Raw genomic sequence first — 21,445 nt, forward strand, 5'->3', positions numbered from 1 at the left:
ATATTAAGGAATAAACAATGAGTGAAGAACAACAAGCTCAACCACAATTGGCATTAGAGCGTATTTATACTAAAGATATTTCTTTCGAAGTACCTGGGGCGCAAGTTTTCACTAAAGAATGGCAACCTGAGTTAAACATCAACCTTTCATCTTCTGCTGAAAAAGTTGATCCAACACACTTCGAAGTTTCACTCAAAGTTGTTGTTCAAGCAAACAACGCAGGTGACACAGCATTTATTGTAGACGTAACTCAAGCAGGTATCTTCCTGATTGATAGCGTTGAAGAAGAACGCCTTCCATATATTCTTGGTGCATACTGCCCAAATATCCTGTTCCCATTCCTTCGTGAAGCGGTGAACGATATGGTTACTAAAGGTAGCTTCCCACAATTGTTGCTTACGCCAATCAACTTCGATGCTGAATTCGAAGCGAACTTACAACGTGCGCAAACAGCTGCTGAAGGTCAAGCTTAATCGCGCGATCTCAGATATAAAAAAGACCGCTTTTAGCGGTCTTTTTTATTGCCTTAAATCCCCTCTCCTATTAGGAGAGGGTCAGGGAGAGGTTTTTTTCAAATACATGATTATTCCCTCACCCTAGCCCTCTCCCAAAGAGAGAGGGAACTTAAAGAGAATTACTCAGCATCCATCATTAAGTCTGCGCTCATACCTACAGTATTAAAGCCTGCATCTACATACATGATTTCGCCTGTAATACCATTTGCCCAAGGTGAGCATAAGAACAATGCAGCATTACCCACATCTTCAATGGTTACATTACGTTTAAGTGGTGCAACTTTTTCATTTAAATCTAACATTTTACGGAAAGATTTAATGCCTGAAGCTGCCAATGTACGGATTGGGCCCGCAGAAATCGCATTTACACGAATACCTTCAGCACCTAAGCTAGATGCCAAATAACGTACACCCGCTTCCAATGATGCTTTAGCCATGCCCATTACGTTATAGTTCGGCATTACACGCTCAGAACCTTGGTAAGTCAGCGTCAATAAACAACCTTGACGAGCAACCAATAATGGCTTCGCGGCACGCGCCATCGCGATAAAGCTGTAAGCACTGATGTCATGTGCTACATTAAAACCATCACGGTCAGTAATTTCAGTGAAATCGCCATCTAAAGTATGCGCTGGTGCAAAACCAATTGAATGTACAACACCATCTAGACCATCCCAATGTTTTGCCAATTCAGCAAATGCATTTTCAATGTCAGCATCAACTGCAACATCACATGGGAAAACTAAAGTTGAACCAAATTGTTCAGCAAAATCATCGACACGTTTTTTTAATTTTTCGTTTGGATAAGTAAAGGCCAGTTCTGCACCTTCGCGGTGTAATGCCTGAGCAATACCAAATGCAATAGATAACTTACTTGCAATACCCGCGATTAAAAAGCGTTTGCCTGCCAATAGTCCTTGTGCCATGTGAATCTCACTCAAAATAATTTAACTGCATAATGCCAAGTCTAAAGCATTTTAGAAATTGCATAATGCATCTTTTTTTATAAAACCGAGATTTGGCATTTTCATATTATGCCATTCTACTCGACTGCTCATTCTCAGCTCAAAGCGCTGTTAAATGCAGTGATTGTAAGGAATTCTTCCATAAAATGGTTGCAAGTTCCTGCTCAGCCAAACCTAAACTTTGCGCCAAACCTTGTAGGACATAAGGTAAATTGACTGGCGTATTACGTGTACGCTGTTCAGTGGAATGCTGACAACATAATGGCGTCATATCTGGACAATCGGTTTCCAAGACCAAATGTTCAGCACCCAACGCCTGCACCACCTGATGCAATTTTTTGGCATTCGGGTTGGTAATTTGCCCAGTCACACCAATTTTAAATCCTAATTTTACAAAAGCTTTGGCTTCCTCAACTCCACCACTAAAAGCATGTGCAATTCCGCCTTGCCGATATTGATGCTTTTTTAATATTGCTAAGACATCCGCGTGTGACTTACGTATATGCAATAAAATGGGTTTATCGAACTGCTGTGCCAATTCAATCTGTGCGGAGAAATAATCACTTTGCTTTTGTAATATATCTGCTTGTTTATGCTGCTTTAAAAAGGTATCGAGACCAATTTCGCCCACAGCGATGCAATCTTCACTGGCCAATATCGCTTCTAAATGGTTTAAGTGTTCAGGTTGATGCTGCTCAATATAAAAAGGATGTAGTCCCGGCGCCAAATAGCTTTTCGGTGCATTTTTCAGTTGATTTAAATATTGCTGAGTGTTTAGCAGTTCTGAAAAGCGCTGCTCTACAAAACCAATTAAAACCAGCGCTTCCACCCCTGCTTGTTTGGCAGCATACGCCAATGCTTCCCGATCTGAATCAAAATCGGGCACATCGAAATGCGTATGCGTATCAAACAGTTTCATGCTCATTACGCTTATTTACTCTCAGAGGCAGCGGCACTGTTAACTGATGCAGCCGATGCCTCAACAGCCACAGGTGCAGGTAAATATTGCTTTTTCAAAATCGTTTGTAATTGATCATAAGGAATCGTTAAACGTGGTAAACCCACCACATAAGGTCCAATTTCATATTCTGCATATTGCAAAATTAAGCCTTGCTGACTTAAGTAATAATTATCAGACAGTTTAAATTTCCAAATCTGCTCATAGTCTTGAATATTTTCCGCCAACTTAGCATCAGCCACCCAAGTTTTAAATACAGCATAAGCACGTTGCTCTAAAGCTGCACGTTGGTTTGGCAATAGAATATCCTTCAGTTCTACACGCTGTTTGGTCTTCAAGTCAAAATTATAATATTGCTGAGACGATGAGCCATGCGCACCACCCAAATAGGAACTGGTATTTAACACGACAGTCGCCAAAGGTAATTCAGCATTTAAAATTTTCGGCTTAATCATTAAGCTGATTTTTTGACTCGAACTCAGTGCTTTTAATTCTTGATCTAATTTTAAAAATGCCTGCATATACGGCTGTGTGGCTTTTTCTAATTTGAGCTTAGGTGTTTCAACACTTGCCAATGCAGATTTTGTTTCAGACGGTGCTTGAACTTCGCTTGCCGCAGCTTCTGTTTTTTCTATTTGCTTATCTTGAGCAGGTGAAACCGATAAGATTGCAGCCAGTTGTTTTAAAATTTCAGCGTCAATAAATTGGTCAATGAAAGGCTGATTACTACTCAAACGATCAACTGAAATCTCAGGACAACTATTACCATCACAATCAGGTAAATTCAGTTTTAACTTTTCAGCGTCACCGATTAATTTGCCACTTAAATCAGGCTGTTCAACGGGCGTATTTTCTGGCTTTTTTTCAGGTTCAGCTTTCTGTGGTTGACATGCACTTAATGCAACAGATGCTGCAAGCACTGAAATCACCCATAACTTTTTCTGTTGAAACATTGCAATAACCCTTTAAATTCATCGTGTTTTTATGTTTAAAAAAATCAGATCGCAGATAAAAAATCCGACTACTTTTTAAAACATATGCTGATAAACGTCAGCTTTCAATACCTGTTGTGTTTGAACTTTAGTGAGATAGATATCTAACTGTTTCCCCTCTTTGACAATTTCATCAGTACGGTAATGCAGTCCTATCCCTTCTTGATCAAAGAACCAATCCGCCTGCCCCCAATAGAGTTTTTTAGGCGCAGTTTTCTTCACTTCGACACTTTGTTCATCTAGCCATTTGCCATAAGCCGTTTGCACCAGTGCATTCATATTTTGCTGTTGCTTGGCATCGACGATATCTAATGGGGTTAAATTTTTCCGACTACGTCGGTCTGCAACAAAGAAATAATAACGCTCTTTGACCGTGATATTTTCTTGGGTATTATCAACGCCAATTTGCAGTAATACATATTGATTACGTTGATACGGCACACGTGTATATAGTGCCAATTCATAAGGTTTATTACTGTTGAGTTCTGCCTGCCATGCATCGGATTTTTTGACATAAGCATTCACTGCTTGCTGCAAACTCATGTTTTGTTTCGAGCCAATTTGATCTTGAATCACCGTCGCCTGATTTTTTTCGATCCAACTATTCAACCATGTATCTACGGTATGAATGGTTTGAATATCCAAATCAATACAACTTTTATTTTCACAAAATGGTTTTGCCACTTTTGCAGCTTGTTCTTGAATATTCAAATAAGGTAAGACATCTGGATTAATCACCTGTGCTTCAGAGGCACTTTGTTCTTGAGACTCTGCCGCTTTTTTTTCTTTTCCTGCATCACATGCGCTCAGTAAAATTGCACTCCCCATTAGCGCAACAACTGTAGCTTCCTTGAAAATTTTCATGATGTTTTAAACGACCAAGTATGTATATAAAGATTAACGATAAAAACTCTACCACAAAATAAAACAGCTTCACGAGGAAGCTGTTTTATTTCTGTAAAAGAAAGACTTAGTGTTCACGTGTATTACGGAAAACGATGTCTGGATAACGCTCTTGCATTAACTGTAAATTGACGCGGCTAGGCGCAAGATAAGTCAAATGACCACCACCATCGACTGACAATTGGTCGTGAGCTTTTTTCTTAAATTCATTGAATTTCTTTTCATCATCACAAGAAACCCAACGAACGGTATTAATGCTCACTGGCTCATAAATACAGTCCACTTTGTATTCTTCTTTTAGACGATACGCCACCACTTCAAACTGAAGCACACCAACAGCACCTACAATCAAATCGTTGCTGTTTTGCGGCATAAATACCTGAGTTGCACCTTCTTCTGAAAGTTCTTTCAGACCTTTTTGAAGTTGTTTCGATTTCAATGGATCTTTTAGACGGACACGGCGGAACATTTCTGGTGCAAAGTGCGGAATACCCGTAAATTGCAGCTCTTCACCTGAAGTAAAGGTATCGCCAATTTGAATGGTACCGTGGTTATGCAGACCAATAATATCGCCTGGCCATGCTTCTTCTAAATGCTGGCGGTCACCGGCAAGGAAAGTTAAAGCATCACTAATACGGATGTCTTTACCAATACGCACGTGCTTCATCTTCAAGCCTTTTTCATACTTACCTGAACAGATACGCATGAATGCAATACGGTCACGGTGTTTAGGATCCATATTGGCCTGAATTTTAAAGACAAAACCTGTGAAACCTTCTTCAGTCGCTTCAACTGTACGTACCGCAGTCGGATGTGCTTTCGGCTCAGGCGCATAGTTGCTAAACGCATCTAAAACATGATCAACACCAAAGTTACCCAAGGCTGTACCAAAAAGAACAGGGGTTTGTTGACCCGCCAAAAAGGCTTCACGATCTAAAGGTTCATTGGCCATTTGCACCAATTCTAGAGATTCTTCAAATGCTGCCCATGCCAAATCACCCACTTTTTCACGTAAGTCAGCATGGTCATAACCATCACGGACTTCAATATCGGTAATCGTCGAACCAAAACCAGCTTTATAGACGTAAAATTTTTCTTCGATTAGGTTAAATACACCCGCAAAATCACGACCTGTACCCAATGGCCATGTAATTGGCACACATTTAATTTTGAGGACATTTTCAATTTCGTCTAACAACTCGAGTGGCTCACGAATCTCACGGTCCATTTTGTTGACGAATGAGATAATTGGTGTGTCACGCATACGACACACTTCCATCAATTTAATGGTTCGGTCTTCGACACCTTTTGCACCATCAATCACCATGAGCGCAGAGTCAACAGCAGTTAATGTACGGTAGGTATCCTCAGAGAAATCTTCATGCCCTGGGGTGTCAAGAAGGTTAATCATCTTGTCTTTAAACGGAAATTGCATTACCGAAGTGGTAATAGAAATACCACGTTCTTTTTCCATTTCCATCCAGTCGGAAGTCGCTGCACGATCAGATTTACGGCTTTTCACCATACCTGCAACCTGAATAGCTTGCCCCCACAATAACAGTTTTTCTGTCATGGTGGTTTTACCCGCATCTGGATGCGAAATAATCGCAAACGTGCGTCGCTGAGCGACCTGAGCCGCTAAATCTTCTTTAAAACTCATCAAGGGATACCTACTGCAGATGCGCAGCAAAACGATCAAATTTGATCAATATGAAAAATTGGCGATATTGTAGCAGATTGACTATTAAAAATAATCAATCACATCGTGCTGATTCACGCCTGTAAAAAGACCTCTTCTTATTTTTAAAATTTCACATTGGAACCAAACGTTCCTTGAAAGCATATACGTTGAAAATAGCTTATCAATTAGTGAACCGTCAAAGCAAAAATTCAACATTAAAAGCTAATGTAAATGCGCTAAAAAATTTAAACATCATAAAAACTAAATATTTGAATATTAGGTTTTTAATTGCATAATTTCTTCTAAACGCTCAACTTCCATTGGTAAACCAAGCAAATAGCCTTGTAATTGCTGACAACCTAGGCGTGTCAAAATATCCGCTTGCAACGGAGTCTCAATCCCTTCGGCTGTGACGATGAGTCCTAATTTAGTCGCCAATTGAATGATACTTTCGAGGATCATTTCTTCTTTTGAATCTGGTGTTAAATCACTGATAAATTCACGATCAATCTTAAGTTCATCAACAGGTAAATTCTTTAAATATAAGAAACTTGAGTGTCCTGTACCAAAGTCATCAATCGCTACTTTAATCCCCATGTGACGCAAACGCTCAAAGGTCATAATGCTGGCATCAATATGATGCATCGCTGTCGATTCAGTAATTTCAATGATCAAATTCGCAGGATTCATATCATAGCGATCGAATAGCATTTCCAAGGTACTAAATAAATGCTTATGCTCAAATTGAATCGCGGATAAATTCACAGCAATTGGATATAAAGTTAAGCCTAATTTTTCCCAACGCTGAATTTGCTTACACGCTTCTTCGAGTGCCCAATAGCCCATTGCGATTATCAGACCTGTTTTTTCTGCACCACTAATAAAACGATTTGGCGTAAGTAAACCTAAGGTTGGGTGCTTCCAACGAATCAATGCCTCAACCCCACAGATCTCTCTATCGATAGCATTAAATTTAGGTTGGTAAAACAAAATAAATTGTTGTTCTTCGACAGCTTTGTACAAGTCGTTAATAAGTTTAGTCTGGCTTTTTTCTTCGTACTGATTGACTGTGTAATTAAAAATAGAATGTGTATTTCGCCCCTGATATTTAGAGGTCAACATTGCAGCATCAGCATTGATCAGTAAATCTTGTAAATTTGAACCATGCTCAGGATACATCGCTATTCCAATACTGGCTGAGATATTTATTTCTTTGCCTGCAATCAGGAAACTTTCCTGCAATAGCTCCAAAATCTGTTCTGACATCGCCGTTGCGGTTTCCGTACTTGCAGATTCCAGTACCATTAAAAATTCATCGCCACCAATGCGTAAGAGCTTGGATTTATCATCAAGCAAACGATGCAGCCGCGTTGCCATTTGAATGAGTAGCTGATCCCCGACATGATGACCAAAGACATCATTTACAGCTTTAAAACGATCAATATCGATGAATAAGAACGCGATATGATCTTGACGTAGACGATGTTCGGTAAATAGAAAATGCGCATATTCGGCGAGAAATAATCGGTTCGGTAAACGCGTTAAATTATCCTGAACTGCTTGATTCGCCAATTCACGATTGGCACGCATTAACTGTAAACTACGATGTTCTAAGCGCTGTTCCAATACCGCTATACTAAAAGCGGCAAATAAAATGAGACAGGTCACAAACAAGACGGTGAAAATGAGTAGATTTTGACTCATGTCGGCAGAATGAATAGGATTCACTGCATTTAAGGGATGAAAGTCTGCTGCAGCCATACCCATATAATGCATACCAACAATGCTAAAGGTCAGCATCACCGCCACAAAGAAATTCATTAAAGATCGTCTGCGGCCAGCATATTTGCTTTTAAGTAGCAGCCAAAATGCGAGTCCAGAACCACACATTGAAACCAAGATCGAACAGATCACGATAAGTGGATCATATTGCTGGACATAGCCGTCCACAACGAGGCTTAACATCCCCGTATAATGCATGCCTGAAATGCCCAATCCCATAAGGACTGAACCGAGTATCAAACGTGGTAAAGGTAACGTTGGTCGTGTGGTGAGCCATACTGCAAACGTGGAAGAAACAAATGCAATGAGAAAGGAAATAAACGTTAAACCTGAGTCAAAATGATGGTTTGAAGGCAAATGACTCGCCATCATGCCAACAAAATGCATGCACCAAATCGCAGCGCCTAAAATTGCACCGCTGACAAATAATATGATGTTCTCAAATCGAGGTCGTGTTCCGCGAAACAACATTTGTTCCAATGAAACAACTAAGTAACAACTCAGTAATGCAATTACGATTGAACCAGCGACCAGACTGTAATCATAGTGTATATGGGTCATAGAAAGCGTTCCGCTCAGGTTCCCGTTACTTTTTAACCATTCTGTACAAAAAATTATCTTCCCTTACAACATCTTAAGTTTTAATAACTTGGTTTTTCTGGTGTTATTCTCTAAGAATCTAATACTCTACGATATTGGTCAAGTGTTTATTGATAGTTTTTAAACAGCTGAAAAAATTAAAAAAAAATTATTAGACTTATTTCACTAAAATTTAAAAATATGTAAATTTTTCTCAGATCAATGAATCGTTAATGCTCTCACGCAACGAATTGGAAAAGCACATTGCTTAGAAATTATTGCTGTCAGCTGAGCTTATATTTACTTTTGACAACCACATATGGCTATTCTCAACTTATAAAAAAAGCGAACCGAAGTTCGCTTTTTTCAATGTTTTAAAACCATTATTTAGTTGCTAGTTTTGATGTACCTTGTAATTTTGCATAATCAAGCAAGACATTGGCGGCTTCTGAAACAAAAACTTCTTCTTCAGGCAATGCTGGTCGTTGATTTGCTTTCATTTTTGCACGTGACTCAACCAATGCATCCATTGAAGCTTGATAGCTTTCCCAGTTAGCATATGGTTTTTGCCCCATCACTTTACGGCGTTGGTTTTCAGCATCTAATGACTTTTGCTCAATCGCCAACAATTCTGCTTTACGCTTATCGAGATCAAGCACGAGACGTTTTTGCTCATCAGTTTTTTTCGCGATTGCAGTACGTTGTTCTAAATATTTAAATTGTGGATCAATACTCACACGTTGCTGTGATGATTTAATCAAGTCTGGTACATAGCCTTGAATTGATCCTTCACGCTTAAATGGTGCCGTCGGAATGGTATCCCACTGAAGTGCATTTTTCGCTTTACGCTCACCAAATTCTTCGTTGTAAATATCGACCAATTTAATGTCTGGTACAACACCTTTATTTTGAGTACTTCCACCCGTTACGCGATAGAACTTACGTTGAGTCAGTGTCGCTTGACCATATGCCAGACTATCCAATTGAACTTGGGCAGTCCCTTTACCTGTCGTGGTACTGCCAATTACTACGCCACGTTCATAATCTTGAATGGCTGCAGAATAAATTTCACTTGCTGAAGCGGAAGCCAAGTTGATTAGAATCGCCAAAGGACCTGCATAGGTTTGCGCGCCACCATCGTCATCCTCAAATACGCTGACATTGCCATTACCATCACGAATTTGTACCACAGGTCCAGACTTAATCACTTGACCCAGCATACGTGCAACTTCCTCAAGCGAACCACCTGGGTTGTTACGTAAATCGATGATAATACCTTCTACGTTTTGGCTATCGAGGGCTTTTAATGCTTTATTGGTATCTTCTGATACTGAACGGTAGTCAGTGCCAGCTCGACGCGCGCGATAGTTTAAGTAAAACGATGGAATTTCAATAACACCAAATTTATGCTTTTTGCCATCACGTTCAATTTCTACAGTACGCGAGCGTACCCCAGCATCTTCTTCTTGAATGACATCACGGACAATCGTGACATTACGTGCTTGAGTCATGGCAGCGCCTGCACCCAATAAACGTAAAGTGACTTTAGTTCCGCGTTTACCCCGAATTAAACCGACGATTTCATTACTCGGCCAGCCAATCACGTCAACCATTTTGTCGCCGTCTTGTGCTACACCAATAATGCGATCACCAGATTTGACTTGTCCTGACTTACTCGCAGGTCCACCTTCAACGATGGTTTCGATTTTAGTGTAATCTTCATTGCCGCGTTCAGGACGAATTGATACCCCAATTCCCTCCAACTGCAAAGTGGTTTGACGATTCAATTCCATCGCATCGACTGGTGGGAAATAATTACTGTGCGGATCATAAGTCAACATCATGGCATTCAGCGTTTTATCCAACACATCATCGCTCTTCAAACGACTTACGCGTTCAAGCTGGCGGTTATAGCGCTTACTTAATGTCTGCTCTGGCGTCAAATCTTCAGGCCCGGTCAAATCCTGTCCATTGGCCAACTCAGGATTATCTTTTAAGGCTTTTTGCTTGGCTTTTTCTTCTTCTTTGCTGATATTTAAGTTAATTAACTGTGATACCAACATTTTGTTCCAATGCGCACGTTGCTCCGCTTCCGTTTTAAAGAACGGTGCTTTTTCACGATCGGTTTCGATGTAAGTATTTGCTTGATTCAAATTCTGCTGTTTTTTCAGTTCTTGCAACATATAGCTATAGAACTGTTTTAAGCGGTCACGATATTGCGCATGAATCTCGTAAGGACCCGCTAAATTCCCAGCTTTTAAATTCGCACCAAAAGTCGCGCCATAACGCTTTTTATAGTTTTCAATGTCTGATGCCAAAAACAAGGTATGCTCAGGATCAAGGCTATCAATATAAAAATCTAAAATACGATTTGATGTATTGGCATCTAAACGCTGATTTAAATAATGTTGACGGTCTACCAAAGTTGCGAGCTGACGTGAGACCAAGGCTTGCTCTTGAGTCGGTTGAATGGTTCCAGCTGGAACAGCTTCAGTTGTATTACTCGCTGCAATCGCATCGTTCACGACATGTGTAAAAAAGAATCCACCCGTCGCAATTGCAACGGCACAAGCTAATGTTTGAAGTTTCATAAATAATTCGTACTTCCTTGGTATATAGACCAATATTACCGTGTTGGTTTTCGACTTGAATTGAATGTATTCAAAATCTTAAACAACTTAATATGTTTATGTCGTGTAGTTTTATCATATTCTGTGCTGACAAAGTGTAGCAAATCATTGCAGAATTCAGGTATTGTTTTTCCTTAAAAATTCCAACACGGACCCCCGAATATGATTGGCGCATTAATGCTCGACATTGCTGGCACAGAACTTACTCAAGAAGATATTGAACTATTAAAGGCTCCGCAAGTCGGTGGCATGATTTTATTTGGTCGAAACATTGAATCACCTGAACAAGTTCGTGCGCTCACCGACCACATGCGTCAGATCCGTCCAGATATTTTAATTGCAGTCGATCAGGAAGGTGGTCGTGTTCAGCGTTTAAAACAAGGGTTTACCCTACTGCCTGCTATGGGCAAGTTTGGCGAACTTTACTTAAGCGAGCCTGAAAAAGCAGTTGAACTTGCAGAGCAATGTGGTTGGCTTATGGCAGCCGAAGTGCTTGCAGTGGGGATCGATTTTAGCTTTGCACCAGTCTTAGATTTAAATGATGTGAGCGATGTGATTGGCGATCGTGGCTTTGCCAAAAATATGCAAGACATCATTCCACTTGCCAGTGCTTTCCTAAAAGGCATGAAGCGTGCGGGTATGGCGTCAACAGGTAAACATTTTCCAGGCCATGGTTCAGTGAAAGCGGATTCACATGTTGCGGCTGCTGTGGATTCACGCAGCTATGACGAAATTTACCAAAAAGACATGCAAAGCTTTATTCAACTGCAACCACAGCTTGATGCCCTAATGCCTGCACATGTGATTTATGAAAATGTCGATCCAAACCCAGCAGGCTTTTCACCGTATTGGATTCAAAAAATCTTACGTCAAGAACTCAAATTTGATGGCGTCTTGTTCTCAGATGATTTAAGTATGCAGGCTGCCTGTGTAGCGGGTGGCGCCGATGCCCGAATTCAAGCTGCTTTAAGTGCAGGTTGTGATATGGGACTGGTATGTAATAATCGTGAATCCGCGTGTATTGCACTCGATGGTATTCAAAATTTGGCTTTACCGAACCAAGAACGCCTTGAACGCATGCGCGGTAAAATCCCTCAAATTACGATTGGTCAAAGCTTAGACCTTGGTGCAGATTGGCTGCAAGTTCGCAATCGTATTGTCGATTTTAAAAATCAATATTGCGCATAAAGTACGTCTAAAAATAACCAAAAAGGAGCACGACAAGGTGCTCCTTTTTTATTATGATAAAAACAAAATCAATGCGCTGCGCATACTGAAAAAATAACTCAACAATTAAAAAAATATTAGGTCAGGACGACATGACACAAGCTTTATCTGAACATCGACATATTTCATTTACCGCCCATTACACGGGCTATATTTGGTATAGCATGGGGATTTCTCATTCTGTATTTGCAACCCGCAAAGGCAAATTTTTAGCGCGACTGGTCCATCCACTGGAAAGTTGGGCAGAAAAAAACGTCGGCGGTAGCATGCGATCGACCCTAAAACAACGCCATATCATGATTGATCAGCATCTCGATCAACTCATTGCACAATATCCAGATTTACAAGTCTTAGAGATTGCCTGCGGACTATCACCGCGCGGTTGGAACTTTCGCAAAAAACATCCTGAAATTGATTATCGTGAACTCGATTTGCCCGATATGGCGAAAATCAAAACTCAAGCCTTACAACAAATTGATCAACAATCACCTGAAGTACTCACCGCAGATATTTTCACACACGATTTTGAACGAATATTTCATGGCTTTGACCCTGAACGTCCTTTGGTGGTGATTAGTGAAGGATTGATCAATTACTTTGATAAAACCCTGCTCAATAAGCTATTACAAGGCATCACTGAATATGGTGCTGTATTTAAAGAATTACACTACCTCAGTGACATATATCCAGAGCCTGTGAAAAATCGACTAGCCCAATTTATTTGGACCAGCAGCAAACTCCTCAAAGTGATGTCACGTAGCGCATTCACTTTCCATTTTCAGACACCTACCGAACTACAAAGCTTCCTGTTAAATACGGGTTTTCAAGAAGTTGATGTCGTTCAACCTGCACTGTATTTTCCTTTAAATAGCGACGAAAGCGTGATTCCCTTCCACAATACCGAAGAACATAACGGTGATCTGGTCTGGATGATTCATGCACAAATAAAAAAACAGCGCTAATACGCTGTTTTTTTAATTTTTAGAGTCTATCTAACCAACTGCCTCTAAAAACATAAATTGTTCTTTTTGACGTGCAACAAAACGTAATAAGCGTTCTGCAACCTCAAAGCTGCCATGTTTAAACAAGGCGCGTAGCTGTTGATCTGAAGTCTCAAAAATCAGACATTCAATTTTAAATTCACCCTCATCGTCTTCCAAGTGCAAAGCCAAATCACGAGGATATTGAGCTGCAATTTCCGTCATTCCTTCTGGCACATTCATCAGTACGCCAAAATAATTCAGATCGATAATTTCAGCATCAATTTGCAAAGCAGAATGGCGGTGCGATAAATGGCTAAACGGTTGTTGTACCGTAATACGCTCCTCACCACGTCGTTCGATTTTCTGTATTTGCTCACGATTCATTGGAATGATGCCGTCTAAATTTTGAATCGACTCACCACGTAAATAGGTCGCAAATAAATTCATGGTTTCTTTACGGCGCTGCAATTGCGGCAAATGATCTGCATTGGCGATCATGGCAAATTGCATATTGGGACATTGCAAAGCAAAGCCTGCATTTTCATGCGGCAAGGTGAAGCTATCATATTGCCCACACGACACCAGTACATCGCACTCGGGAATTGGGACATTTTGCAGACGCAACAAGCGATTACAGTTAATGTCATAGCGTTCTTGTTCGGTATTGGTGAACTCCGCCATTTGCCTAAAGAACAAACGCTTGGCTGTTGGTGACATACGGGTCACATCTAATTTGGCATGATTCACCAAATACAAAATGACCGCCTGACCAAACTCATCCATGCGCTGTTCTTTCATCAAATGTAAAGACTCTTCCAGCAACATGCGCCAACTTTTACGGGTTTTTTGCATCACACCCATTAATATCATACGGTCAATCAGTTCGGGACGTAGATCCGCCAAACCGGCAGCGACCACCGAACCCAGTGACATCCCCATCACCGATACTTTTTCTAAGCCAACAATATCCATCCACACACCGAGCATTTTGGCTAAATCATCGAGCTCTAATGTCCCTGCCGATATGCCGCTATCTACATTGGTGATCTGTTGGTTTGAGCCCATGGATGGCATATCAATCAGAATGATGGGCCCTGCTGCAAAAAGCTGCTCAACACAATATTTATAAGAGTTAAAATTTTGAAATGCGCCACCAATGATCACGATAGGCGTGAGGTGAATCGTTTCGGGTTGGGCAATTGCCATGTACTCAATTTTCCAGCCATCAATCCACGTCGTTCGTGCAGGCTGCTTAAAGCTTTGCTTGTCGTAGAGATCAAAAAAACTGTAGTGGGTACTTTCCTGTACTTCTGGATCCATTTGGATAATGGAATTCATGTTCCTTTCCTCCATTCCTGCCTTATTTTTATTGTCAGGAACTTATTGAGAGACTAAGCTCGAAGCAGCATCCTGCTGTTTAATCGTTATTTGTACGACTTCAATGTCGCTATTGTTTCATTCTATACAGAGGTTGATTTTACAAGCAACCTATATCCCCACCGCTTGTCTACTTTTAAGTAGAAAACAATTTCAAAATGTTAATTCTGGTCTCGATCAAAGACTTAAATCTGAATATAGGTGCTTCATTGTTCAGCGTCAGGCTGTTAATATCAAGTTGAAATTTCTAAGTGATCAAACCGCTATGCAAGAGTCGATGGAACAATATATGCAAACGGTAGGACAACAGGCACGCACAGCATCACGTGTGCTTGCAGGTGCTTCTACCCAGACTAAAAACAATGCCTTATCGGCGATTTACACTGCATTACAAAACAGTGAGGCCGCTATTTTGGCTGCCAACCAAGTGGATATGACGAAAGCGCATAATAACAACTTGGACAGTGCTCTGCTTGATCGCTTAGAACTTACTCCCGCACGCTTTAAAGGCATGTTACAAGGCTTAAAAGATGTTATCGGATTAACGGACCCCATTGGCGAAATTACCGATATGGCTTATCGCCCCTCAGGTATTCAACTTGGGAAAATGCGAGTGCCCCTCGGTGTGGTCGGCATGATTTATGAGTCGCGTCCAAACGTGACTTTAGAAGCAGCATCTCTTGCACTCAAATCAGGCAATGCCATTATTTTGCGTGGTGGTTCAGAAGCACTTGAGTCAAACCAAGCCATTGCTGCCGCCATTCAACATGGTTTAAAAGCAGCGGGCGTTCCTGAACATGCTGTTCAAGTGATTAATACTTCTGACCGTGCTGCGGTTGGTAAACTCATCACTATGTCAGAATTTGTCGATGTGATTGTTCCGCGTGGTGGTAAAGGTCTGATTGAGCGTATTAGTAATGAAGCACGTGTGCCAGTGATTAAACACTTAGATGGTAATTGCCATGTATTTGTTGAGGCGCAGGCTGACCTACAAAAGGCACTGCCGATTGCTTTAAATGCCAAGACGCATCGCTATGGCGTATGTAATGCCATGGAAACTTTATTGGTCGACGAAAATGTAGCTGAAGAGTTTTTACCACGTATTGCAGAACTGTACGCTGAGAAAAAAGTTGAACTTCGTGGCTGCCCTGAAACTCAACGCATTTTGGGAGAATCGATTGTTCCTGCAACTGAAGAAGATTGGTATACCGAATATTTAGGTCCAATTTTAGCTGTGAAAGTCGTGACGGGTCTGGATGAAGCGATTGAACATATCAATCAATATGGCTCACATCATACTGATTCAATCATTACGGAAAACTTCAGTCTTGCACGCCAATTCTTGGCACGTGTAGATTCAAGCTCAGTGATGATCAATGCATCTACTCGTTTTGCGGATGGTTTTGAATATGGTCTAGGTGCAGAAATTGGCATCTCAACCGATAAGATTCATGCGCGTGGCCCTGTTGGTCTTGAAGGTTTAACGTCACAAAAATGGATTGTATTTGGTGATGGTCAAATTCGCCAATAATCAGTTCTAATAAAAAAGCTGTGCTCTTTTCTATAAAGGCACAGCTTTTTTTTAACGTCTAAAATGGTCTTAAGAAAAAACTAAATAGAATAAAAATAATAAAATTGAAACCTTCAGTTCACTTTTTTAGTTGTACTGCCAATTTTAAATGCTTGGTTGTGAAGACCATCGATAAACTTTAAAAATGTGTGAAACAAATACGTAATAAGCTTAATTTTGAAACAATTTAAATGCTACAGCATAACGCGTCCATGTTATGTTCTTATCCAATGTCTTAAATAATTTCAGATTGAGCACTATTTCATTAATAAATGAAAACTATGAACTGATAAATTTTAATTATTATTGATTGTATGGTCGATAGTGCTTAAGTCTAATCTCCTAAAGTCTATCTAGGACAGAAAAAAAACCCATGTTAAAACATCACCACTGATCTAAATTGCATCAAGCTTAGAACTGCAATCTGATCAAAATGATGAATAAGTATTTCAATTAAAATTCGGGTATTTAAACGTGTCTACATCAGTATTAGTAATTAACTGCGGATCTTCTTCTATCAAATATGCGTTAGTTTCTGAGCGCCGAGAAGATCGTATTTTCGGTCTGGCGGAGAATCTTGGTTCTGCTGATGCACGTATTAAAGGCGTCACCACTGGGGGCGCAGAACTTGAGCTGTCGATTCCACATGCAGGTCATGAAAAAGCCTTAGAAACTATTCTTGAGCGTTTATCGCACCACAACCCACAAGCCATTGGTCACCGTGTAGTTCACGGCGGTACTTTGACTAAAGCTGAACTATTAACACCAGAAATTATTGAGCGCATTCGTGAAGCAACGCCACTTGCACCGCTTCACAACCCTGCTCATTTGGTAGGTATTGATGCCACCATGCGTTTGTTCCCAGAACTTCCGCAAGTTGCCGTTTTTGATACAGCATTCCATCAAACTATGCCATCACATGCGTATCGCTATGCATTACCAAAATTCCTTTATACCCAGCACAACGTGCGTCGCTACGGTTTCCACGGCACAAGCCATGCTTATGTTTCTGAGCGTGGTTCAATGTTGGCTGGCAGTTTTAAACAAGGTGGTTGGTTAACAGCGCACTTGGGTAACGGTAGCTCGACATGTGCCATTTGGAATGGTCAATCTGTAGATACCTCTATGGGCTTAACGCCACTCGAAGGTGTCGTGATGGGCACGCGCAGTGGTGATGTCGATCCAAGTATTCATAGCTTCCTTGCTTCTAACTTAGGTTGGGATATCTACAAAATCGACAAAATGCTCAACAGCCAATCAGGTTTACTTGGTTTGTCTGATTTATCCAACGACATGCGTACCTTGATCGAAGCTTCTGAGCAAGGTAATGAAGATGCGGCGCTTGCCATTGAGGTATTCTGCTATCGTCTTGCTAAATCATTGGCTGGTTTAAGCTGTGGCTTACCACGTATTGACGGTTTATTCTTCACGGGCGGTATTGGTGAAAACTCTGCATACATCCGTGAAAAAACTGTTTCTTACTTACCACATTTCGGCTTCAACTTAAGCAAAGACTTAAACAACAATCTAAAACGTGGTACTGAAGGTCGTATAGACCACGGTACTGGCCCTCAAATTTGGGTAGTGCCAACCGACGAAGAAGGTCGTATTGCGAAAGAAACTGAGCATGTTGTAAATGAGGTCAGTGCTACTGCAAAAAAGCCTGATGCTGAAATTGCGATTGCTTAAGCAATCGCATCAGCCCTTACGCCTTCAAACTTTAATTTTTAGTATTCAATTAGACACTGTATGAAAACAATTTTACTCGTGCCAACTGGGGAAGGTGTAGGTTTAACATCTGCATGCTTAGGTTTAATTTACGCATTAGAATGCCAAGGTGTTAAAGCAGGCTTTTTAAAACCTTTCTCACAAGAACATGTGGCAGATACCTTAGATCGTACTACTGCGTTATACCGTCACTTATTTGATACAGAAACGGTAGAACCGATCCATCATGCGACCATTGCGAAACAACTGAGCCATGATGAAAGTGATGAATTGCTCGAAGAAGCGGTACGCCTCCATCGTGAAGTAGCCAAAAAGCATGATCTGATTATTGTTGAAGGTTTAGTTCCAAATAATCGTGACTCATTTGCTGCTGAGTTAAATGTAACACTCGCCAAAGCACTTGATGCCAAAGTGATTATTGTTAGCACTGCAGACATTAACAACCCAACTAAAACCGCAGATAAAATTGAAAGCTCAATCCGTCAATTTGGTGGTGCAGCTTCTGAACGTACGGCAGGTGTTTTGTTCATGCGTACACGCGGGCTGCCTGAAGATTCAGCGCAAATCCCTGTCACCATTGATCCAGACCTACGTCTAGTTAGTGATACCAATAAGTTTATCAGTGCTCTACAACAAATTAATCCTCAGTTAGGCACTGCACAATTGCCAGTCATTGGCCTTGTACCATTCAGCAATACACTGAGTGTGCCGCGTATGTCAGATTTAGCTGCACACATTCAAGCTGAATGGATTAACCAAGGTGATGCTGCACATCGCCGTGTGCTGCATAGCAGTTTAGTTGCTTCAAATATTGAACATGAGCTGCATAAATTTGTTGCAGGTGAGCTGATCATTAGCGCATCTGACCGTATTGATGTGTTGTTGGCTTCAAGTCTAGCAAGTAGCAATGGCATTCCATTAGCAGGCTTGGTTTTAACCGAACATCATCAACCGAACCAACAAGTGCTAGATTTTTGCCAAACTGCGATTAAGCAAGGCTTACCAATTTTACATACGTCATTAAGCACCTTTGAGACTGCGCAACAACTTTCAAATCTCGGCAATGAAATTCCTGTCGATGATATTGAACGTGGCGAACAAGTGACACGTTTTGTTTCTAGTCATATCAATGCAGATTGGATTACAGAAGTATTAAATGGCTCATACCAGCCTCGTCTTTCCCCTTCTGCGTTCCGTCATGAATTGGTGCAAAAGTCCATTGCTGCAAAAAAATGTATTGTCCTGCCTGAAGGTGATGAACCGCGTACCATTCAAGCTGCGGCTATTTGTCAATCACGTGGTATTGCTCACTGTATTTTATTGGCAAAACCTGAAGACGTGGTTGAAGTGGCAAAAGCACGCAATATTGAGTTACCACATGATTTAGAAATCATTGACCCAGACTTGATTCGCGATAACTATGTCGAAAAAATGGTTGAGCTGCGTAAAGGCAAAATCAATGAATTACAGGCCAAAGAACAACTGCAAGATACGGTTGTTCTTGGGACGATGATGTTGGCACTTGACCAAGTTGACGGTTTAGTTTCAGGCGCAGTTCATACCACTGCCAATACAGTTCGCCCTGCATTTCAGTTGATTAAAACCGCACCTGATTATTCATTGGTGTCTTCAGTCTTCTTTATGCTGTTACCTGACGAAGTTTATGTATACGGTGACTGTGCGATCAACCCAGATCCAGATGCTGAACAATTGGCTGAGATTGCAATTCAATCAGCAGACTCTGCGAAAGCCTTTGGTATTGACCCACGTATTGCGATGATCTCTTACTCTACTGGCACTTCAGGCGCTGGCGCAGAAGTTGAAAAAGTCGCGGAAGCAACACGTATTGCCAAAGAGCGTCGTCCTGATTTACTCATTGATGGTCCACTTCAGTACGATGCTGCATCGGTTGAAAGTGTGGGACGCTCTAAAGCACCTGATTCGAAAGTGGCAGGTCGTGCCAACGTATTTATTTTCCCTGATTTAAATACAGGTAATACGACGTATAAAGCCGTACAACGTTCTGCAAATGTGGTGAGCGTAGGTCCAATGCTGCAAGGTTTGAATAAACCTGTAAATGACTTGTCACGCGGTGCGTTGGTCGATGACATCGTGTTTACCATTGCATTAACGGCCATTCAATCCGAACAGCAAGAAGCTTAATTTTAGTTTCGAGTTTTTAACCACCCTTTCGAAAGATTGGGTGGTTTTTTATTTTGTATAACCTCTATTATGTTAAATAGCTAGTTTTACTCAAATTGAGATAAAAAATTGTCTTGTAAATATTCAAGCGGTTTACCCTCGTAGAGCAAAGAAAAATCACCATCGCGTTCTGACAAACTTGAACTACCATCAATAACACCTAGTACATTACTGATCGAATCAATCATTACTTGTTGTAATATCGAGAAAAAAATTCGCTTATGTTCATCTGGTAAAGTATTAAAAAAACTTATTGCATCAATAAAATAAGGATCTTTTATTTCTGATAGTGAGTAGTCAGTGAACAATCCTTTATAGATTTCTAAGTTTTCGTTAATAATTCCTTTTTTGAGCAGACTAGCTAATTCTTTTGATTCCATACCTTTCCCTTTATTTTAGTTTCGTAGAATCGTCATAATGTTAAATAAAGGGTATTAGTAAAGGGTTAACCTCTTCAAAAATATTTTGCTCAGGCATTGTTTTGGAGAAATAACCTTCAAATACTAATTGAACCCTTTCCCTCAGTTCATAAAGTTTAGGGCGCTTTAAATTCTTTATTTTAAAGTAGTCATTTTTATCTAAATGAGAGCTAATAGACAACATAATACTGCTAAAAATTCTAAAAACTTCCCAATCTAACTTTTCAGATGCGCTTTTTTCAAGATTATAAATTCCCCATTCTAAAAGCCAATATTCTTCAATATTCCATAATTGTTCTTCATGCAGTTTTCCTAAGAATGATGAGTCATCATATAAGCCATTATGGGGAAAGTTACGTAGAATAATTTCTTTTGCATTCATAATTTTTTCTTTAAAGTTTTCCTAAAATTAATACAATACACCCATACAAAATATTTATTATTTATATATAAAAATCAAATAATTACTATAAATTAAAAAAGTACAACCACCAGTAATTTGAATTTTTTCAGGATTTGTCACTTTTCAGACTCACTTTTAGGATGCTTTTATACAAAATTGATAATTAAAACTGAAGATTTGAAGATTTGAAGATTTGAAGATTTGAAGATTTGAAGATTTGAAGATTTGAAGATTTGAAGATTTGAAGAAGAATATTATTTTTATAAAATTTAAAGCAAAAAAAAGAAGATAAAGCTTTAGGCTTGATCTTCTTGTTGACCGTAGAACCAAGTTGCTGCGATAAACAGAGAAAAACCAATCACGGATAAAACTGAAGTAACCATACATTTACACTCTAACTTTGATGAGGTCATTATGTAAAAGTTTTATGACAGTTATATGACAAATGTGAAATATTAGAAATAATTATTATAAATATATATTTCAACAACTTAGTAAATTAAAAATTCATTTACGGCAACTTTTATGACA

Annotated in this window: 16 protein-coding genes; 6 read left to right on the plus strand and 10 right to left on the minus strand. The window is 40.1% G+C overall.

What is annotated here, in order from left to right; genetic code table 11:
• Window positions 1-17: 17 nt before the first annotated feature.
• Window positions 18-473: a protein-export chaperone SecB gene (secB, locus tag B9T33_RS12700; RefSeq protein ID WP_078189641.1), complete on the plus strand. Its 456-nt coding sequence runs from the start codon at window positions 18-20 to the stop codon at window positions 471-473.
• A 161-nt stretch (window positions 474-634) separates the two neighbouring features.
• Here secB and B9T33_RS12705 read toward each other — a convergent pair whose 3' ends face one another.
• From B9T33_RS12705 to B9T33_RS12735, 7 genes are all read right to left on the minus strand, one after another.
• Complete coding sequence (locus tag B9T33_RS12705; protein ID WP_086179274.1) at window positions 635-1,441, minus strand: enoyl-ACP reductase FabI; 807 nt, start codon at window positions 1,439-1,441, stop codon at window positions 635-637.
• Between the two features lie 139 nt (window positions 1,442-1,580).
• The gene (locus B9T33_RS12710; protein ID WP_086179275.1) at window positions 1,581-2,405 is read right to left on the minus strand and encodes a TatD family hydrolase; all 825 of its coding nucleotides are present in this window, start codon (window positions 2,403-2,405) and stop codon (window positions 1,581-1,583) included.
• A 5-nt stretch (window positions 2,406-2,410) separates the two neighbouring features.
• Complete coding sequence (locus B9T33_RS12715; RefSeq protein ID WP_086179276.1) at window positions 2,411-3,391, minus strand: RsiV family protein; 981 nt, start codon at window positions 3,389-3,391, stop codon at window positions 2,411-2,413.
• Between the two features lie 75 nt (window positions 3,392-3,466).
• Entirely contained in the window at window positions 3,467-4,294 is an 828-nt protein-coding gene (locus tag B9T33_RS12720) for a hypothetical protein (RefSeq protein ID WP_086179277.1), read from the minus strand.
• Between the two features lie 106 nt (window positions 4,295-4,400).
• On the minus strand, window positions 4,401-5,993 hold the full coding sequence (locus tag B9T33_RS12725) for a peptide chain release factor 3 (protein WP_086179278.1): 1,593 nt from the start codon (window positions 5,991-5,993) through the stop codon (window positions 4,401-4,403).
• A gap of 297 nt (window positions 5,994-6,290) precedes the next feature.
• On the minus strand, window positions 6,291-8,357 hold the full coding sequence (locus B9T33_RS12730) for an EAL domain-containing protein (protein WP_086179279.1): 2,067 nt from the start codon (window positions 8,355-8,357) through the stop codon (window positions 6,291-6,293).
• A gap of 401 nt (window positions 8,358-8,758) precedes the next feature.
• Window positions 8,759-10,966, minus strand: coding sequence for a carboxy terminal-processing peptidase (locus B9T33_RS12735; protein WP_086179280.1), 2,208 nt, complete (start codon window positions 10,964-10,966; stop codon window positions 8,759-8,761).
• Between the two features lie 201 nt (window positions 10,967-11,167).
• Between B9T33_RS12735 and nagZ the strand changes: the two genes are divergently transcribed.
• Together nagZ and B9T33_RS12745 are read left to right on the plus strand one after the other, a co-directional pair.
• Window positions 11,168-12,193, plus strand: a complete 1,026-nt coding sequence (gene nagZ, locus B9T33_RS12740) for a beta-N-acetylhexosaminidase (RefSeq protein WP_086179281.1) — start codon at window positions 11,168-11,170, stop codon at window positions 12,191-12,193.
• Window positions 12,194-12,324: 131 nt separating this feature from the next.
• Window positions 12,325-13,194: a class I SAM-dependent methyltransferase gene (locus B9T33_RS12745; protein ID WP_086179282.1), complete on the plus strand. Its 870-nt coding sequence runs from the start codon at window positions 12,325-12,327 to the stop codon at window positions 13,192-13,194.
• Window positions 13,195-13,224: 30 nt separating this feature from the next.
• Here the strand turns inward: B9T33_RS12745 and B9T33_RS12750 are convergent, their stop codons facing one another.
• A complete protein-coding gene (locus B9T33_RS12750; protein WP_086179283.1) occupies window positions 13,225-14,553 on the minus strand; it encodes an alpha/beta fold hydrolase in 1,329 nt (442 codons plus the stop codon).
• 304 nt (window positions 14,554-14,857) lie between these two features.
• Here B9T33_RS12750 and B9T33_RS12755 point away from each other — a divergent pair, with 304 nt between their 5' ends.
• The 3 genes from B9T33_RS12755 to pta all read left to right on the plus strand — a co-directional run bounded on the left by B9T33_RS12755 (window position 14,858) and on the right by pta (window position 20,053).
• Entirely contained in the window at window positions 14,858-16,123 is a 1,266-nt protein-coding gene (locus B9T33_RS12755; protein WP_086179284.1) for a glutamate-5-semialdehyde dehydrogenase, read from the plus strand.
• A gap of 513 nt (window positions 16,124-16,636) precedes the next feature.
• Window positions 16,637-17,851 (plus strand): acetate/propionate family kinase, encoded by a 1,215-nt coding sequence (locus B9T33_RS12760; protein WP_086179285.1) that lies wholly within the window; start codon window positions 16,637-16,639, stop codon window positions 17,849-17,851.
• A gap of 60 nt (window positions 17,852-17,911) precedes the next feature.
• The gene (pta, locus tag B9T33_RS12765; RefSeq protein WP_086179286.1) at window positions 17,912-20,053 is read left to right on the plus strand and encodes a phosphate acetyltransferase; all 2,142 of its coding nucleotides are present in this window, start codon (window positions 17,912-17,914) and stop codon (window positions 20,051-20,053) included.
• Between the two features lie 86 nt (window positions 20,054-20,139).
• On the opposite strand, the gene B9T33_RS12770 is transcribed toward pta, so the two are convergent.
• Window positions 20,140-20,472, minus strand: a complete 333-nt coding sequence (locus tag B9T33_RS12770) for a hypothetical protein (protein WP_086179287.1) — start codon at window positions 20,470-20,472, stop codon at window positions 20,140-20,142.
• Window positions 20,473-20,512: 40 nt separating this feature from the next.
• A complete protein-coding gene (locus tag B9T33_RS12775; protein WP_086179288.1) occupies window positions 20,513-20,893 on the minus strand; it encodes an Imm41 family immunity protein in 381 nt (126 codons plus the stop codon).
• Window positions 20,894-21,445: the final 552 nt, after the last annotated feature.

It is taken from the genome of Acinetobacter sp. ANC 5054 (assembly GCF_002135295.1).
In the GTDB taxonomy this organism is placed as follows: domain Bacteria; phylum Pseudomonadota; class Gammaproteobacteria; order Pseudomonadales; family Moraxellaceae; genus Acinetobacter.

Bases quoted from the DNA above. Each gene is read 5' to 3' on its own strand.
- B9T33_RS12735 (WP_086179280.1), bottom strand. From the start codon at position 10,966: ATGAAACTTCAAACATTAGCTTGTGCCGTTGCAATTGCGACGGGTGGA.
- B9T33_RS12775 (WP_086179288.1), bottom strand. From the start codon at position 20,893: ATGAATGCAAAAGAAATTATTCTACGTAACTTTCCCCATAATGGCTTA.
- nagZ (WP_086179281.1), top strand. From the start codon at position 11,168: ATGATTGGCGCATTAATGCTCGACATTGCTGGCACAGAACTTACTCAA.
- B9T33_RS12750 (WP_086179283.1), bottom strand. From the start codon at position 14,553: ATGAATTCCATTATCCAAATGGATCCAGAAGTACAGGAAAGTACCCAC.
- B9T33_RS12755 (WP_086179284.1), top strand. From the start codon at position 14,858: ATGCAAGAGTCGATGGAACAATATATGCAAACGGTAGGACAACAGGCA.
- B9T33_RS12730 (WP_086179279.1), bottom strand. From the start codon at position 8,357: ATGACCCATATACACTATGATTACAGTCTGGTCGCTGGTTCAATCGTA.
- B9T33_RS12710 (WP_086179275.1), bottom strand. From the start codon at position 2,405: ATGAGCATGAAACTGTTTGATACGCATACGCATTTCGATGTGCCCGAT.
- B9T33_RS12770 (WP_086179287.1), bottom strand. From the start codon at position 20,472: ATGGAATCAAAAGAATTAGCTAGTCTGCTCAAAAAAGGAATTATTAAC.
- B9T33_RS12705 (WP_086179274.1), bottom strand. From the start codon at position 1,441: ATGGCACAAGGACTATTGGCAGGCAAACGCTTTTTAATCGCGGGTATT.
- secB (WP_078189641.1), top strand. From the start codon at position 18: ATGAGTGAAGAACAACAAGCTCAACCACAATTGGCATTAGAGCGTATT.
- pta (WP_086179286.1), top strand. From the start codon at position 17,912: ATGAAAACAATTTTACTCGTGCCAACTGGGGAAGGTGTAGGTTTAACA.
- B9T33_RS12715 (WP_086179276.1), bottom strand. From the start codon at position 3,391: ATGTTTCAACAGAAAAAGTTATGGGTGATTTCAGTGCTTGCAGCATCT.
- B9T33_RS12720 (WP_086179277.1), bottom strand. From the start codon at position 4,294: ATGAAAATTTTCAAGGAAGCTACAGTTGTTGCGCTAATGGGGAGTGCA.
- B9T33_RS12745 (WP_086179282.1), top strand. From the start codon at position 12,325: ATGACACAAGCTTTATCTGAACATCGACATATTTCATTTACCGCCCAT.
- B9T33_RS12725 (WP_086179278.1), bottom strand. From the start codon at position 5,993: ATGAGTTTTAAAGAAGATTTAGCGGCTCAGGTCGCTCAGCGACGCACG.